The organism is Streptomyces sp. NPDC085481, from assembly GCF_044541845.1.
Taxonomy (GTDB): domain Bacteria; phylum Actinomycetota; class Actinomycetes; order Streptomycetales; family Streptomycetaceae; genus Streptomyces.
The window spans coordinates 1-15,815 of record NZ_JBITTJ010000028.1 but is presented as its reverse complement, the minus strand read 5'-3'; the positions used below and the strand labels follow the sequence as shown (position 1 = coordinate 15,815).

Annotated in this window: 14 protein-coding genes and 1 pseudogene; 8 read left to right on the top strand and 7 right to left on the bottom strand. The window is 73.3% G+C overall.

Annotation, left to right across the window (positions count from 1 at the left end):
• Nucleotides 1-347: pseudogene (locus ACIGEZ_RS34045) on the top strand (hypothetical protein); the annotation flags it as partial.
• 86 nt (nucleotides 348-433) lie between these two features.
• Here the strand turns inward: ACIGEZ_RS34045 and ACIGEZ_RS34040 are convergent.
• Nucleotides 434-1,543: a ferritin-like domain-containing protein gene (locus ACIGEZ_RS34040; RefSeq protein WP_399839248.1), complete on the bottom strand. Its 1,110-nt coding sequence runs from the start codon at nucleotides 1,541-1,543 to the stop codon at nucleotides 434-436.
• A 170-nt stretch (nucleotides 1,544-1,713) separates the two neighbouring features.
• On the opposite strand from ACIGEZ_RS34040, the gene ACIGEZ_RS34035 reads away from it, so the two are divergent.
• From ACIGEZ_RS34035 to ACIGEZ_RS34020, 4 genes are all read left to right on the top strand, one after another.
• On the top strand, nucleotides 1,714-2,649 hold the full coding sequence (locus ACIGEZ_RS34035) for a diiron oxygenase (protein ID WP_399839245.1): 936 nt from the start codon (nucleotides 1,714-1,716) through the stop codon (nucleotides 2,647-2,649).
• Between the two features lie 29 nt (nucleotides 2,650-2,678).
• Nucleotides 2,679-3,401 carry a TetR/AcrR family transcriptional regulator gene (locus ACIGEZ_RS34030; RefSeq protein WP_399839242.1) on the top strand — a complete coding sequence of 241 codons (723 nt, stop codon included), beginning with the start codon at nucleotides 2,679-2,681 and terminating at the stop codon, nucleotides 3,399-3,401.
• A 17-nt stretch (nucleotides 3,402-3,418) separates the two neighbouring features.
• The gene (locus ACIGEZ_RS34025; RefSeq protein WP_399839240.1) at nucleotides 3,419-3,727 is read left to right on the top strand and encodes a hypothetical protein; all 309 of its coding nucleotides are present in this window, start codon (nucleotides 3,419-3,421) and stop codon (nucleotides 3,725-3,727) included.
• Nucleotides 3,728-3,807: 80 nt separating this feature from the next.
• Nucleotides 3,808-5,760 (top strand): NlpC/P60 family protein, encoded by a 1,953-nt coding sequence (locus ACIGEZ_RS34020; RefSeq protein ID WP_399839237.1) that lies wholly within the window; start codon nucleotides 3,808-3,810, stop codon nucleotides 5,758-5,760.
• Here ACIGEZ_RS34020 and ACIGEZ_RS34015 read toward each other — a convergent pair.
• The 5 genes from ACIGEZ_RS34015 to ACIGEZ_RS33995 are packed head-to-tail and all read right to left on the bottom strand — an operon-like array spanning nucleotide 5,724 to nucleotide 11,748.
• On the bottom strand, nucleotides 5,724-6,968 hold the full coding sequence (locus ACIGEZ_RS34015) for a styrene monooxygenase/indole monooxygenase family protein (protein ID WP_399839234.1): 1,245 nt from the start codon (nucleotides 6,966-6,968) through the stop codon (nucleotides 5,724-5,726). The two genes, ACIGEZ_RS34020 and ACIGEZ_RS34015, sit on opposite strands and share 37 nt — an antisense overlap.
• 38 nt (nucleotides 6,969-7,006) lie before the next feature.
• On the bottom strand, nucleotides 7,007-7,783 hold the full coding sequence (locus tag ACIGEZ_RS34010; protein WP_399839232.1) for a GTP-binding protein: 777 nt from the start codon (nucleotides 7,781-7,783) through the stop codon (nucleotides 7,007-7,009).
• Complete coding sequence (locus ACIGEZ_RS34005) at nucleotides 7,764-8,174, bottom strand: DUF742 domain-containing protein (protein ID WP_399839229.1); 411 nt, start codon at nucleotides 8,172-8,174, stop codon at nucleotides 7,764-7,766. Before ACIGEZ_RS34005 ends, ACIGEZ_RS34010 begins: the two co-directional genes overlap by 20 nt.
• Nucleotides 8,171-8,656: a roadblock/LC7 domain-containing protein gene (locus ACIGEZ_RS34000; RefSeq protein ID WP_399839227.1), complete on the bottom strand. Its 486-nt coding sequence runs from the start codon at nucleotides 8,654-8,656 to the stop codon at nucleotides 8,171-8,173. The genes ACIGEZ_RS34005 and ACIGEZ_RS34000 overlap by 4 nt, the downstream gene beginning before the upstream one ends.
• Nucleotides 8,653-11,748 carry a nitrate- and nitrite sensing domain-containing protein gene (locus ACIGEZ_RS33995; protein ID WP_399839224.1) on the bottom strand — a complete coding sequence of 1,032 codons (3,096 nt, stop codon included), beginning with the start codon at nucleotides 11,746-11,748 and terminating at the stop codon, nucleotides 8,653-8,655. The genes ACIGEZ_RS34000 and ACIGEZ_RS33995 overlap by 4 nt, the downstream gene beginning before the upstream one ends.
• Before the next feature lie 372 nt (nucleotides 11,749-12,120).
• On the opposite strand from ACIGEZ_RS33995, the gene ACIGEZ_RS33990 reads away from it, so the two are divergent.
• Nucleotides 12,121-12,942 carry a hypothetical protein gene (locus ACIGEZ_RS33990; RefSeq protein WP_399839221.1) on the top strand — a complete coding sequence of 274 codons (822 nt, stop codon included), beginning with the start codon at nucleotides 12,121-12,123 and terminating at the stop codon, nucleotides 12,940-12,942.
• Nucleotides 12,943-12,992: 50 nt separating this feature from the next.
• Here ACIGEZ_RS33990 and ACIGEZ_RS33985 read toward each other — a convergent pair whose 3' ends face one another.
• Entirely contained in the window at nucleotides 12,993-13,475 is a 483-nt protein-coding gene (locus ACIGEZ_RS33985) for a MarR family winged helix-turn-helix transcriptional regulator (protein ID WP_399839218.1), read from the bottom strand.
• 234 nt (nucleotides 13,476-13,709) lie between these two features.
• On the opposite strand from ACIGEZ_RS33985, the gene ACIGEZ_RS33980 reads away from it, so the two are divergent.
• The gene (locus ACIGEZ_RS33980) at nucleotides 13,710-14,546 is read left to right on the top strand and encodes a lysozyme (protein WP_399839215.1); all 837 of its coding nucleotides are present in this window, start codon (nucleotides 13,710-13,712) and stop codon (nucleotides 14,544-14,546) included.
• A 220-nt stretch (nucleotides 14,547-14,766) separates the two neighbouring features.
• Nucleotides 14,767-15,648 carry a lytic polysaccharide monooxygenase gene (locus ACIGEZ_RS33975; protein ID WP_399839212.1) on the top strand — a complete coding sequence of 294 codons (882 nt, stop codon included), beginning with the start codon at nucleotides 14,767-14,769 and terminating at the stop codon, nucleotides 15,646-15,648.
• Nucleotides 15,649-15,815 lie beyond the last annotated feature (167 nt).

Genomic DNA, 15,815 nt, shown 5'->3' with positions numbered 1-15,815 from the left:
TCGACGGAACGCCCGACCTGCTCTGGCGCAGCCTCGACTCCGGCACCATCTACATCCGCCACGGCAAGCCCGGCACCGTCACCGGCAGCGTCGACCTGAACTCCATCAAGGTCGCGGCCAACTCCCGCGAGGGCGTCGACACCTCCTACGGCACCAACTGGACGACCACCAACATCACGGCGGTCATCGGCATCCCGGACGTCAACGGCGACCGGATCCCCGACCTGTGGGTCCGCTACGGCGCCGACGGCACCATGAAGGTCTACCACCCGTCCACCACCAACACCGGCGCCGCCGTCAAGACGGTCCTGTCGGTGAACTGGGCCGGTATCAAGTCCTTCGGATGATCACTGATCACTGATCGATCCCGTTCCACACGAGTGAGCCCCCGGCGCCGCCAAGGCACCGGGGGCTCACCCCTTTCCCGTACGAGCTAGGCGGAGGCCCCGCCCTCCGCGATGGCTTCCGCCACCTCCTCGACCCGCTCCCGCTCCTCCGCCGCGAAGCGCTCGCGGTCCAGGGCCTCGGCGATCTCCTCGTCCTGGGTCATGAGGAGGTCGAGGTTGGAGTCGCCGAGGTCGAAGACGCCCATGTCGAGGTAGGCCTTCTGCAGGCGCTCGCCCCACAGGCCGATGTCCTTGACGCACGGCACGATCCGGCTGAAAAGCAGCTTGCGGAACAGGTGCAGGAACTCGCTCTGCTCGCTGAGGGCCTCGGCCTCCTTCTTGGGGATGCCGAAGTTCTCCAGGACCTCTACGCCCCGCAGCCGGTCCCGCATCAGATAGCAGCCCTCGATGACGAACTCCTCGCGCTCGCGCAGTTCGGCGTCCGTGAGCTGCTGGTAGTAGTCGCGGAGCGCCATCCGTCCGAAGGCCACGTGCCGGGCCTCGTCCTGCATCACGTACGCGAGTATCTGCTTGGGCAGCGGCTTGTCGGTGGTGTCGCGGATCATGCCGAAGGCGGCGAGCGCGAGGCCCTCGATGAGGACCTGCATGCCGAGGTAGGGCATGTCCCAGCGGGAGTCGCGCAGGGTGTCACCGAGCAGGCTCTGGAGGTTGTCGTTGATCGGGTAGAGCATCCCGATCTTCTCGTGCAGGAAGCGGGCGTAGATCTCGGCGTGCCGGGCCTCGTCCATGGTCTGGGTGGCCGAGTAGAACTTGGCGTCCATGTCGGGCACGGACTCGACGATCCGGGCGGCGCAGATCATCGCGCCCTGTTCGCCGTGCAGGAACTGGCTGAACTGCCAGGAGGCGTAGTGCCGGCGCAGTTCGGCCTTGTCCTTGTCGGTGAACTTGGCCCAGTGGCGGGTGCCGTAGAGGGACATGGCCTCGTCGGGGGTGCCAAGGGGGTCGTACGGGTCGACCTCCAGGTCCCAGTCGATCCGCGTGGCGCCGTCCCACTGCTTGTCCTTGCCCTTCTGGTAGAGGGCGAGGAGACGGTCGCGCCCGTCGTCGTAGTCCCAGTTGAAGCGGGCGGCACCGGTCGCCGGCACCTGCCAGACGGACTGCTTCGGGGCCTGCGCGTAAAGGTCGTGCGTCGACACTGACGGCTCCTTCCTACGGTTTCCAGCAGGCTCACACGTTGGTAGACACGGGGTCAACAAGTCACGCGTGAGGGATTGACGACGTTACTGACGGGGAGTCTTATACGTGGTGACAGTGCCCCGGCCGACCCGCCGACCCGACGACAACCAGCGTGAGGTGCCCCTCCGTCATGGCCAGTCTCACCGAGCCCGACTTCTCCCTCCTGCGGGACGCCCTCGGCCCGCTGCGCGACCGTGAACAGGTCGCCGAGCGGCTCCTGGCGTCCTCCCTCAAGCACTCCTTCGACCCCGAGACCGAGCTCGACTGGGACGCCCCCTTCGAGGACGGCAAGTGGTTCTGGCCACCGGAGCTGCTCTCGCTCTACGACACCCCGCTCTGGCGGAAGATGTCAGAGGAGCAGCGGATCGACCTCTCCCGCCACGAGGCCGCCTCGCTCGCCTCGCTCGGGATCTGGTTCGAGATCATCCTGATGCAGCTGCTCGTCCGGCACATCTACGACAAGTCGCTGACCAGCAGCCACGTCCGCTACGCCCTCACCGAGATCGCCGACGAGTGCCGGCACTCGATGATGTTCGCCCGGCTCATCACGCGCGGTGGCGCTCCCGAGTACCCGGTGCCGCGGATCTACCACAACCTCGGCCGCGTCCTGAAGACCGTCTCCACCACCCCCGGCTCCTTCGCCGCGACCCTCCTCGGCGAGGAGATCCTGGACTGGATGCAGCGGCTCACGTTCCCCGACGAGCGCGTCCAGTCCCTCGTACGCGGGGTCACGCGCATCCACGTGGTCGAGGAGGCCCGCCACGTGCGGTACGCGCGGGAGGAGTTGCGCCGGCAGATGATGACGGCGCCGCGCTGGGAGCAGGAGTTCACCCGGCTCAGCTGTGGCGAGGCCGCGCGGGTCTTCTCCACCTGTTTCGTCAACCCGAAGGTGTACGAGAACGTCGGCCTGGACCGCCGCGAGGCCGTCGCCCAGGTCAGGGCGAGCGGCCACCGCCGCGAGGTCATGCAGTCCGGCGCGAAGCGCCTGACCGACTTCCTTGACGACATCGGCGTCCTGCGGGGCGCGGGCCGCAGGCTCTGGAAGTCGTCCGGATTGCTGGCCTGAGCAGCGGAGTACGGGGATACCCTGCGGGCATGACGAGTCCCGCGTCGCCCGCGTACCGCCGGCTCAGTGTCGAGGAGCGGCGGCTTCAGCTGCTCGACGCCGCCCAGACGCTCTTCGCGCACCGGGCGCCGGAGGACGTGTCGCTCGACGACGTCGCCGAGGTGGCGGGGGTCTCGCGGCCGCTCGTCTACCGCTACTTCCCGGGCGGGAAGCAGCAGCTGTACGAGGCCGCCCTGCGCTCCTCGGCCGACGCGCTCGAACACTGCTTCGGCGAGCCGCCGGAGGGCCCGCCGACCGAGCGGCTCGCCCGGGTCCTGGACCGGTACCTCGACTTCGTCGACGGGCACGACGCCGGTTTCGCCGCCCTGCTGCGGGGCGGCAGCGTCGCCGAGACCTCGCGGACCACGGCCATCGTGGACGAGGTGCGGCGGGCGGCGGCCGAGCAGATCCTCTTCCACCTGGACGCGGAGCGGCCGGGGCCGAGGCTCGGGATGATGGTGCGGACCTGGATCGCGGCCGTCGAGGCGGCGTCCCTCATCTGGGTCGACGAGGGCAAGCGCCCGCCGGCCCGCGAACTGCGGGACTGGCTGGTCGACCACCTCGTCGCCCTGCTCGCGGCGACGGCGGCAGGCGACCCGGAGACGGCGGGCGTGGTGCGCCGGCTGCTCGCGCAGGAGACGGCGTCGGGCCCGGTCGGGACGCTGGCCCGGAACGTGCTGCCGGTGGTGGGCCAGGCGGCGCACCTGCTCTGAGCGGGGACACTGGTGGAGTGAGAAGCGAGAACACCCCCTTCCGCGGCGGCCCGCTCGACGGCCGGGTGCTGCCGATCCTGCTGGGCCCGACCGGACACCCGCCGAAGTGGTACGAGGTACCGGTCCCGGCCCACGAAGGCCACCCCGCGACCGTCCACGCCTACCGCCGCGAACCGGCGGGCTACTCGAAACGGCTCGGACTGCAGAAGGGCTGGGTGTACGCGTACGCCCCGGAGGGACGTGAGCGCCGCGAGCTCCGCTGGCCCTGGTCGAAGCCCCGTACCGCGCCGCCGCCCTCCGCCGGCCCCGCTGAGCCGAAGGAGTGAGCGCGCCGAGCCTCCCCCGACTCCTCCGATCATCACACTGATCGGCGCGTCATCATCCCGAGGGAGAGGGAGGTGGTGACGTGTCGGTACGGCTGCTGCGCACGGTCTGCACGGGGGTACTCGCCGCGGCGACGGCCCTGACGGGGGTGGCCCTGGCCACGGACCCCCTCCTCGCGCCCCTGTCCCCCGGCGGCTCGGCGGAGCCGGCGAAGCCACCCGGCGGCGGACCCGGCGCGGCGGCGGAGCCGGGGGGCGATGCCCCCGGCGCGGCGGCGGAGCGCCCGGGCGCCGGCCACGGGGTCGAGCCACCGCCGGACTCCCGCGGTCCCGCGAAACCGACAGGGCCCCCCGGACCCGGCGCCCCCACGACGACGCCCAAACCGCCACGAGCGAACGCCCCCGCGAAGCCAGCGCCCACCGCCCACACCGCCGAGCCGGGGGCCGACGGCACCGCGCCACCCGCATCAGAGCGCCCCGCAACTCCGGCGAATCCACCCGGGCCCGACAACCTCGCGGCACCCGCCGAGCCCTCCGTCACACCACCGCGAGCCGAGGGCACGACGGACTCCGCGCAGGGCCCTGCCGAGTCGGCGGATCCCTCCGGAGCAGAGCGCCCCGCCGAGCCCGCGCAGCCACCGGCCAGCAGCGACCCCGCCGAGCCTCCCGTCACCCCGCCGGGAGCGGCCGGCACCGCGGACGCCACCGAGCCACCCGGGGTCGACGGCATCCCGGATTCCGCCGAGCCGTCCGGGACCGGCGATCCCGCGGACTCCACAGCGCCTCCGGAAACCGACGCGGCCGCAGAATCCACCGACCCCCCGGCCGCCACCGACGACCCGGCAGCCCCCACCGACCCCCCGGCCGCCACCGACGACCCCGCACCCTCCACCGACCCCGCACCCTCCACAGACCCCCCGGCCGCCACCGACGACCCCGCCGAATCCCCCGACCCTCCGGCCGCCGCCCACTCCGCCCCCTCCCTCTCCTCCCTCCCCTCCCTCCTCAGTCGTCTGCAGAGCCTCTACCGGCAGGTCGAGCAGGCCACCGAGGCCTACAACGCCACCGACGAGGCGCTCAAGCGGCAGGTCGCCGACACCAGGGGCGTCACCGCGCGGCTCGCCGCTGCCCGGGCCGAGTCGGCCCGGGGGCGGGACGAGGCCGGGCGGTTGGCGCGGGAGCAGTATCAGGGGCGGTCCGAACTCTCGCCGTATCTGCGGCTGCTGCTCGCGCCCGACCCCCAGCAGGCGCTGGATCAGGGCCGCCTGGTCGCGCGGGCGGCCCGCGCCCGGGCCGGCACCGTCAGCCGGTTGCAGGCGGCCGAGAAGCGGGCCGCCGACCTCGCGGCGGCCTCCCGCAAGGCCCTAGGCCGGAAGGAGGCCCTCGCCGCGCAGCAGCGGACCCGCCGCGACCAGGTGCAGGCGAAGCTGCGCGAGGTCGAGGGGCTGCTCGCGGGCCTCTCGCCCGACCAGGTCGCCAGGCTCGGCGACCTCGAACAGACCCAGACCGCCGGCGCCCAGGCCGAACTCCTCGGCTCCGGTGTCCTCGACGGCGCCCGCGCGCCCTCCCGCGAAGGCGCCGACGCGCTCCGTTTCGCGGTACGGCAGATCGGCAAGCCGTACGAGTGGGGCGCCGAGGGCCCGGACACGTACGACTGCTCCGGCCTCACCCAGCAGGCCTGGGCGAGCGCGGGGCTCGAGCTGCCCCGCACCAGCCAGGAGCAGTGGGAGACGCTCCCCCGCGTCCCCCTGACCCGGCTCCGCCCCGGCGACCTGGTCGTCTACTTCCCCGAGGCCACCCACGTCGCCCTCTACCTCGGGAACGGCCTGGTCGTCCACGCCCCGCGCCCGGGAGCCCGCGTCAAGGTCTCACCGCTCGCCGCCAACCCCCTCCTCGGAGCCGTACGCCCCGACCCCTCCGCCGCGCCCCTGAAGACGTTCGCGCCGCCCGAACTCCCGGAGGGAGCCACGGACGGCGCGGACGAGGGCTTCGACGGGACTCAGACTCCGGTGCCTCCGGCGACCGAGGCCAGGTAGGCGGACGTCTTCTCCGGGTCGAAGAAGAAGTTCTCGAAGTCGGAGGGGTCGTCGAAGCCGTTCGCGAAGCGGTCGGCGACCGGCTGGAGTCGGCCGGCCGCGCCGAGCAGGTTCAGGACGTGCTCCGGCGGGACGCCCAGCATCGCGTTGGTCCACTGCACGACGTGCCGGGCGGTGTCCCAGTAGCGGTCGAACGTCGACTGCATCCACGTCTCGTCGAAGGGGCGGTCGCCGTGCTCCACGATCGACGCGAGGTACGAGGCCGCGCACTTGGCGGCCGAGTTGGAGCCCTGGCCCGTGATCGGGTCGTTCGCGACGACCACGTCGGCGACGCCGAGGACAAGACCGCCGCCGGGGAGCCGGCCGATGGGGTTGCGTACGGTCGGGGCGTAGCGGCCGGCCAGGGTGCCTCCGGCGTCGGTCAGTTCGACCTTGGTGGCACGCGCGTGCTCCCAGGGCGTGAACTTCTCCATCAGCTCCAGCGTGAGCGCCAGGTGCTCGGAGGGATCCCTGACGCCCTGGAAGACGTCGAGCGGGCCGCCAGGGATGCCCTCCCAGAAGAGGATGTCGGCCCGGCCGGAGGTGGTGAGGGTCGGCATCACGAACAGCTCGCCGACGCCCGGCACGATGTTGCAGCGCACGGCGTCGAACTCGGGGTGCTCGGCGCGCGGGCCGAGCCCGTGGACGTACGAGACGGCGAGGGCGCGCTGCGGCTCGCTGTACGGGGAACGGGCCGCGTCCCGGCCGAACATCGACACCAGCTCGCCCTTGCCGGCCGAGACGAGCACCAGGTCGTAGCCGCGGGAGAAGTAGTCCAGGTCGCCGACGGCCGCGCCGTGGACGACGAGCTGGCCGCCGCGCTGGGCGAAGGTCTCCATCCAGCCGGCCATCTTCACGCGCTGGTCGACGGACTGCGCGTAGCCGTCGAGCTTGCCGACCCAGTCGATGGCGCGGGAGGAGTCGGGGGCGGCGACGGAGACGCCGAGGCCCTCGATGCGCGGGGCCTGGGACTCCCAGAAGCCGATGCCGAGGTCGCGCTCGTGCTGGAGCGCGGTGTCGAACATGCACTGGGTGGACATGACCCGGCCGGACCGGATCTCGTCCGCCGTGCGGTTGGACATCAGGGTGACTTCGTAGCCCTGGGACTGCAGACCGAGGGCGAGCTGGAGACCGGACTGGCCGGCGCCGACTATGAGTATCTTCCGCATGGCGTGGTGCTCCTGAACTGCCTGCTGAACGGCGTGAACTATTCGGGTGTGGCCTCGAGCGCGTGCGCGACCATGGCGAGCAGGGTCTCGACCACGCTGTAGCGCTTGCGCGCGTCCATGATCACGACCGGTACGCCGGCCGGGACCGTCAGCGCCTCGCGCACGTCCTCCGCCTCGAACACCTCGGTGCCCTCGAAGTGGTTGACGGCCACGATGTACGGCAGGCCGCAGCTCTCGAAGTAGTCGAGGGCGGGGAAGCAGTCGGTGAGCCGGCGCGTGTCGGCCATGACGATCGCGCCGATCGCGCCGCGTACGAGGTCGTCCCACATGAACCAGAAGCGCTGCTGTCCCGGCGTACCGAAGACGTAGAGCACCAGGTCGTCGTCGAGGGTGATGCGCCCGAAGTCCATCGCCACGGTGGTGGTGAGCTTGTCCGGGGTGGCGGTGAGGTCGTCCGTGTCCTCGCTCGCGCGCGTCATGAGCGCCTCGGTCTGGAGCGGTGTGATCTCCGAGACGGCGCGGACGAAGGTGGTCTTGCCGACACCGAAACCGCCCGCGATGACGACCTTGGTCGCGATGGGGGCGCGGGTGTGGTCCAGCTGCCAGTCCTGGCCGCCCTCTTCGCCGTCGACCGGAGGACGGGGCGCGGCGGACGGGGACCGGGCCGGCTGGGGATCGGTCGCCGGGGGCTCGGTCGCCAAGGGATCGGACGCCAGGCGCTCGGCGACCTGGGGCTGCGCTGCCTGGGGCTGGGCTGCCTGGGGCTGGGCGGGGATTTCGGCGATGGCCGGCGTTTCAGAGACGGCGGAGTCCACTCAGCACCCTTTCGAGGAGCGCGCGGTCGGGCCGGTCGGTGCCGTGACCGGTCCCGTACACACGGATCTTTCCCTGGTCGGCCAGGTCGCTGAGCAGCACCCGGACGACCCCCAACGGCATCTTCAGGAGCGCCGATATCTCCGCGACCGTACGCATCCGGCGGCAGATCCCGACGATGGCCCGCATCTCCGGCATGAGGCCGCGCGCGGCGGGTCCGCCGCCGGTCAGGACCTTGCGGGCGGGCGCGGCCTCCAGCGCGGCCACGAAGGTCTCGACGAGGAGGACGTGGCCGAAGCGGGTGCGGCCGCCGGTCAGGGAGTAGGGGCGCACGCGGGCGGGGCGCCGCCCCTCTCCCCGTATCGGCAGGCGGTGGGCGTGCGACGCCGTCACTGGGTGCTCTCCATGGACTTGGCGAGCTCGCTGCGGAGTTCGGGCGTGAGGACGTGTCCGGCGCGGCCGACGAAGAGCGCCATGTGGTACGCGATGACGCTCATGTCGCAGTCAGGCGTGGCGTGCACACCGAGCAGCGAGCCGTCGCTGATCGACATGACGAAGACGCTGCCCTCCTCCATGGCGACCATGGTCTGCTTCACGCCTCCGCCGTCCATCAGCCGTGCGGCGCCGACGGTGAGGCTGCCGATGCCGGAGACGATGGTGGCCAGGTCGGCGGTGGAGCCGCGCGGGCCCTCGGGGCGGGTGCTGGGGGCCGCCGCCTCGCTCTGGACATCGGGGTCCGACGAGAGCAGGAGCAGCCCGTCGGACGAGACGACGGCGACGGAACGGACCCCCGGCACCTCCTCGACGAGGTTGCCCAGCAGCCATTGCAGGTTGCGGGCCTCGCTGCTCAGTCCGAATGTTCCGGTCGCAGTCAACTGCGTGCCTCCTCGACTGTGTCCCCCGTGTTCTCCTCGGTACGTGCGGTCTGCGCGGCCTCGATCTCGGCGGCCACGTCACGGCGGCCGTTCTCGGCCCCCCGCTGGAAGCCCCCCAGCCGGCGGCGCAGCGCCTCGGCGTCGACACCGCGGGTCGGTATCGGCGCGGCGGCCGCCCCGGCCTGCCGCACCACCCGCGGCGTCCGCTTGGGCAGCCCCTTGTCCGTCACCCGCTCCCACTGCCCGGGCCGCGGCCCGGCCTCCGTCACCTCGTCGGCGACCCGCTCGTGCGCGTCCGGCTCGACGGGGAGCTCGGGCAGCCGGACTTGAAGCGTCGTCTCGGAGACGGACTCCCCGAGGGCGTACGCCTCCGGGGCGGAGCGGGTCTCGTGGTCGGCGAGCTCGACGGCGGGGGTGGGCGTGGGGGCGGGCGCGGGGGCGGTCTCGGTTACGTGCCCGGGCGCGGGCACGGCCTCGCGCGCCGCCGCGGCGGGGGCCGCGTGCTCCGGCCCGGCGAAGGGCGCGGGCCGGGCCGCGCTCCCGGTTCCGGGTACGGCCTCGGGCGCGGGCTGCTGCGCGGCCGCCTGCGCCGCCTCCGGCGCGCGGGCCGCGAAGTCGTCGGCGGCGAAGTCGTCGGCGGCGGCATCCCGGCCGGGCTCGGTCGTGGGCCCGTGCTCGGGGGCGCGGTCGTGCTCGGAGTCGTCGGGCACGGGCTCCTGCGCCTCGGTCTGCCCCGCGGCCGGCCCGCCGGACACCGCCGGAGCGACCGGCACCCCCGCCGCGGCGATCGCCCGCTCCGCCGCCTCCACCAACGGGTCGCGGTGTCGGGACGGCAGCGTGTTGGAGTTGGCCTCGGCTGCCGAGCCGGGGAGGGTGAGGGCGGGGGTGTCGGCGGTGAGCGGGAGCGTCGGGGGGAGCGCGGTCGGGGCGGGGCTGGGGAGGAGGGGCAGCGGGAGGACGACCACGGCCGCGGTCCCGCCCTGCTTCTGGTCGCGGAGTTCGACGCGGACGCCGTGACGGGCGGCCAGCAGCGCCGCGACGCGGATGCCGAGTCCCTCGCCCTCCGGGTCCGTGGTGGCGGGGTCGGGGCCGGCGAGGCGGGTGTTCAGCTCGGCCAGGCGGGCGGGCGCGATGCCGATGCCGCCGTCTTGGACGGAGAGCATGACCTCGCCGGACTCCAGGAGCCAGCCGGAGAGCTGGACCTGGGCGTCGGGCGGCGAGAAGGAGGTGGCGTTCTCCAGGAGTTCGGCGACCAGGTGGCTCAGGTCGTCCGCGGCGAACCCGGCGACCTGGGCGTGCGGCGGCAGCGACTGGATGCTGACCCGCTCGTACCGCTCGATCTCGCTGACCGCCGCCCGCAGCACGTCGACGAGCGGCACCGGGCCGGGGTGGCCGTGGTGGTGCTCGTGGCCGGCGAGGACAAGGAGGTTCTCGCTGTGGCGGCGCATGACCGTCGCCATGTGGTCGAGCTTGAAGAGCGTGGCGAGCCGGTCCGGGTCCTGCTCGCGCTCCTCCAGCTTCTCGATGACGCCGAGCTGGCGCTCGACGAGCCCGAGGCTGCGCAGCGAGAGGTTGACGAAGGTGTGGTGGACGGTGCCGCGGAAGCGTTCGACCTCGGCGGCCAGCAGGGCGTTCTGGCCCTGGAGTTCGGCCCGCTGCGCGGCCAGCTCCGCGGCGATGGCCTCACGGGCCCCCGCCTGGTCCGCGCGCTCGCCGTCGAGCCGCTCGACCCGGGCGGCGAGGGCGGCCAGCTTGCCGTGGAGCGTGTTGAGGGACCGGACGACCTGGGCGAACTCGTCGTTGCGCCCCGTGAAGCGGATCGGGTCCTCGCCGTGCGGCTCGGGTGAGCCGGCGAGCCGGGCGGCGCCGATGCGGAGCACGGCGAGCGGCCGGGTGAGGCTGCGGGCGACGTAGGTGGAGATGCCGACGGCGACGAGCAGACACCCGCCGAGGAACGCGATGCGCAGTTCGAGGGCGGTGACGTCGTCGTCGCGGAGCTGGGCGAACCGCTCGACGCGCTCGCTGGCGAGCGCGGACTCGACGCCCCGCATCTGCTCGATACGGGCGGAGAGCGCGGCGTCCAGACTGGCCGGGTCGGTGTTCAGCTCGGACTCGGAGAGTTCGGGCCGGTCGGTCAGCCGGGCCAGATAGCGCTCGGCGCTCTTGACGTCGGGGCCGGTGACGGTGGCGGCGAGGGAGTCGCGCGCGTTCGTGGTCGCGGACTGGTCGAAGTCGGCGAGGGCGGCCAGTTCGCGCACCCGGGCCTGCTGGGCGGCGGCGCTCAGGAGGCCCCTGGCCCGGTCCGCCTCCTCGGCCCCTTCGGGCTCGTCGGCGACGTAGGTGCCGGTGGCCGGGTCGTAGTGGGTGCTGCCGCTGGACTCGGGGCGCGGGACGGCGAGCGCGGCGAGGAGGAGTCCGCGTTCGGCGGAGGCCTGCTCGATGGCACGGCCGAGGGCGCCGGGGGCCCGTACGGCCTCGGCGGCGCGGGCGGGGGTCCGTTCGGCAAGCTGGTCGGCGAGGGCCTGGAGCTTGGCGATGACGTCGGTGTACGCCTTGTGGGCCTCCAGGGCCGTGCCCTTGCCGGTGAGGGCGGTGCGCCGGATGGAGGGGAGGGCGGCGAGGTCGTGGCGCAGTCCGGCGGGGGCGGCGGGCCGGATCTCGTCGATCTGCCGGTCGACGCGGGCGGAGCGGGCGCTGGTGATCTGGCGCTTGTTCCTGCCGCCCGGGCCGTCGGACGGCTGGTCGTCGCGGCCGGCGGCGATGTACGCGACGACTTCGTCGCGCTCGTCGGAGAGGGAGTGGGCGAGCGTGACGGCCTGGCGATCGAGCTCGGCGAGGGCGACGAGGTTGACGGAGTCGTCGAGTTCGCCGGAGGCGGTGAGGATCGCGGGGGCGCCGGCGGCGAGCACGGTGACGCCGACGAGGGCGACGCCGGCGACGAGCCGGCTACGGACCCGCTTGGCCCGGCCGCCGGGGGCTACCACCGCATCCGTGCTGTTCGCGGGCACGCCGGGGCTCTGCGGGTCACCGGGGGTCTGGCTCCGCGCGCCGTTGTTGCTCCGAGGCCGCTTCTTCTGCACCGGTGCTCGCATCCTTGACTCGTCCGCCCATGAAGCAGAGGTGACGACCGGTCACATGTAAGAGCCCCCACCCCTGGTGTGCCTTCCGACCATTTCAGCGGTTCTGGTCAGGGGACTCGCATCGGCCGCTCCGCCACCCGAACGAGTGAACAACACTCACGAGTTGGCAAACAACTCTCCCCAGGGCTCGCCGGGGCACTGGGCTTACCGCCGGTTGGATCTTCCGCGCGGGCTTTGGCAGGATGCCCGCCCGCAGCTTCCCGGGGCCCGTGATCCCCCGGCTCCGAGCCCCTCAGCGGCCGTTGGTACAGGCCAGATTCGCCCGTCCGGGGGCGCTGTGAAGGAGTGATGCAGGGTGGGCCGGTGCGGGGCAGACTGTGGATCATGCGTACCGAAGCGGTCACCCTTCCCGGCAGCCCCGAACGCCCCAACGAGGACTGGGCCGCCGCAGCTCTGCCCGCCGCGGGGGTGGGGGGCACGGTCGTGGCGCTCGACGGGGTGACGCCGCCGGCGGGCGACGACGGCTGTGTGCACTCGGTGCCCTGGTTCACCGCCCGACTCGGTGGCGCTTTGACGGAACTGTCCGCTTCGCGGCGCGATCTGACACTGCCGGAGGTCCTGTCGTCGGCAATCCGGCGCACCGCGGACGCCCACCGCGACACCTGTGACCTTTCTCACGTGCGCACTCCGCAGGCGACGGTGGCCGTGGCGCGCTGGGACGGGGCAGTGGTCGAGCATCTCGTACTGTCGGACGCCGCCCTGCTCCTCCAGGCCCCGGACGGGTCCGTACGGGCGGTGCTCGACGACCGGCTCGACCGCGTACCGCCCGGGGTCCTGCGCTCGCTGGAGGCCACGGACCGGCTCCGCAACCGGGAGGGCGGCTTCTTCACCGCCGCCGCGGATCCGGCGGTGGCGGAGCGGGCGGTGAGCGGGACGACGCCCCGGGCGGAGGTACGGGCGCTCGCGGCGCTCACGGACGGCGCGAGCCGCTGGGTGGAGCTGTTCCACGAGGGCGACTGGGCCGACTGCTTCGCCCTGCTGGCGGCGGAGGGGCCGCGCGGCCTGCTCCGGCGGGTCCGCGCGCTGGAGACGGCGGACGCGGCGCGAGGCGGTGGGGGCGCCCCCTGGCCGAAGGCTCAGGGGGAAGGCGGCGTACGGCGCTGGAAGCGGCACGACGACGCTACGGCGGTGTACGCGGAGCTGTGACGGTCACGGGCCGGGGGCGCCCCTCATGCGCCCGTCGCGGCGCCGCCCCCTCACCCCTCCGAGCGCACGTTGAAGTGGTGCAGCAGCCGCGCCAGTTCGGCGACCTCCGTCCGGTCCCAGTCGGCGAGCTTGCGGACGTACCGTTCGCGCCGGGCGTCCCGTACGTGCCGGAAGCGGTCACGGCCCTCCTCCGTCAGCCGGACCAGCGAGGCGCGGCCGTCGGCGGGGTCGGGGTCGCGGGCGACCAGGCCCAGTTGTTCGAGGGCCCGCAGCTGGCGGCTCATCGTGGCCTTGCCGACCCCGAAGTAGCCGGCCAGGTCGGTGGCGCGCTGCGGCCCGGCGTCGTCGAGCCGGACGAAAAGCCCGTAGGCCGCGGGCTCCAGTTCGGGGTGGACCTCGCGGGCCATCTCGCCGGACTGGGCACGGGCGCGGCGCAGAAAGACCGCCAGTTCCCGCTCAAGGGCGAGGAATTCCTGGTCCACACCACTCCGGCTGGTGGGCCCGGCTTCACTCCCCGTACCGCTTCCGTGCACGTCAGCACCCCTCGTGCGCTTTCCGCTCGCTGAAAGTTTCTTCCCGTAGCGGCCATCGCCGCAGCTCCTCCAGTATTTCGCAGGCGTAGACCAACGGCAGCAGCCAGGCCCTCTTCCGTAGGGCCGGTCTACGTGCGTAGCGTCTCTCACGGCGGTCCTGAATGACATGTCCACACCATGATTCACCAGGACTCGTCGCCATCGCTCCCCCACCGAGCCTTTCGGAGGCACGCAATGCGTGTGCACAGATCCGGAAAGACCCTCGCCGGCGCCGCCCTCGCGGCCCTGGCCCTCCTCCTGCCCCTCTCCCTCTCCGGCACCGCGAGCGCCGCGCAGGACCCCGGCGCGCGACAGGTCCCCGCCCGCGGCTCCGCGTACATGGGCATGGGCGTGATCCAGCACGACGGCCAGGGCGCCAAGCCCGGCGGCATCTCGGTCCAGGCCGTCCAGACCGAAGGCGTGGACGTCTCCAGCCACCAGGGGAACGTGGCCTGGTCGACGCTGTGGAACAGCGGGGTGAAGTGGGCCTACGTCAAGGCGACGGAAGGCACCTACTACAAGAACACGTACTTCGCGCAGCAGTACAACGGCTCGTACAACGTGGGCATGATCCGCGGCTCGTACCACTTCGCGACCCCCGACACGACGACGGGCGCGGCGCAGGCGGACTACTTCGTGAACAACGGCGGCGGCTGGTCCAAGGACGGCAGGACGCTGCCGGGCGCGCTGGACATCGAGTGGAACCCGTACGGCGCCACCTGCTACGGCAAGACGCAGTCCGGCATGGTCGCCTGGATCCGCGACTTCCTCGACCGGTACAAGGCGCGGACCGGCCGTGACGCGGTGATCTACACGGCGACGAGCTGGTGGACGCAGTGCACCGGCAACTACGGCGGCTTCGGCGCGACGAACCCGCTGTGGGTCGCGCGGTACGCCGCCGAGGTCGGCACGCTGCCGGCCGGCTGGCCGTACTACACGATGTGGCAGTACACGTCGTCCGGCCCGACGGTGGGCGACCACAACCACTTCAACGGGGACTACTCGCGGGTGCAGGCGCTCGCGAACGGCTGACACGGGCCGAGGACGAGGGGCGGCGGGCCTCCCGGGTGAGCGGCACACCCGGGAGGCCCGCCGCTTCCGCGCCCGGCGCCGTCACCCCCGCCTCCCCGCCGCTCGGCTTCCTCGGCCCGACCTCTTGCCCATTGGTATGGACCAATGCGACCCTCAACTCCCGTGCGGTGTCCGCACATTGCTCGTCCCGTACTCCCCACGCACGAGAGAGAGCCGCCGTATGCCGTCCTACCGCCGCACCTCCGCCCTCGTCGCCGCGCTGTCCGCCGCGGCGCTCACCGCCCTCACCCCCACCGCAGCACAGGCGCACGGCGCCGTGTTCAACCCGGTGAGCAGGATCGCCGCGTGTTACGCGGAGGGGCCGGAGAGCCCCGACTCTCAGGTGTGCAAGGACCTCGTCGCCGACTCGGGCACCCAGCCGCTCTACGACTGGAACGAGGTCAACATCGCCAACGCCGACGGCCGGCACCAGGCGGTCATCCCGGACGGCAAGCTGTGCTCCGCCAACCGCGACAAGTACCGCGCCCTGGACTGGGCCCGCACCGACTGGCCGGCCACGGCCGTCGCCCCCGGCGCGTTCGGCTTCAGGATCCGCGTCACGGCGCCGCACTCCGGCACGATGACGATGTACATCACCAAGCCCGGCTTCGACCCCACCCAGCCGCTGAAGTGGTCCGACCTCGACACGGCCCCGGTCGCGGTCTACGGCACCACCCGCACGGCGACCGACGGCTACTACGCCTTCAACGGCACCCTCCCGGCCCGCACCGGCCGGCACATCGTCTACATGGTGTGGCAGCGCAACGACAGCCCCGAGGCGTTCTACAGCTGCTCGGACGTCACCTTCGGCGGCACGGCCGCGCAGGCCCAGGGCGCCCGCGCCCAGGCTCCGACCGAGGCGAAGATCGCGGCCGGCGCCGCCCTCTCCACCGTCAGCCACGCGGGCCACGGCGGCGACGAGCAGCCCCCGGCCCTCTCCGCCGACGCCGCCGGGTCCCCCTCGTCCCCGCTCCCCCTCGCCCTGGCGGGCGCCGGCACCCTGGCCGCCTTCGGCGCGGGCAGCCTCCTCCTGACCCGGCCGCGGCGCCGCGGCGAGTCCTGATCCGCCTCCCGGACCACGCGATACGGCGGTGGGGGGGCCCCCCCCCGGGGGGGGGCCCCCCCCCCCGCCCCCCCCGCCCGCCCCCCCCCCCCCCGGCCCCCCCCCCCCCCCGGGGGCGGGGGGGGGGGGGGGGCCCGGGGGGGGGCCCCCGCCGGGGGGGGGCCCCC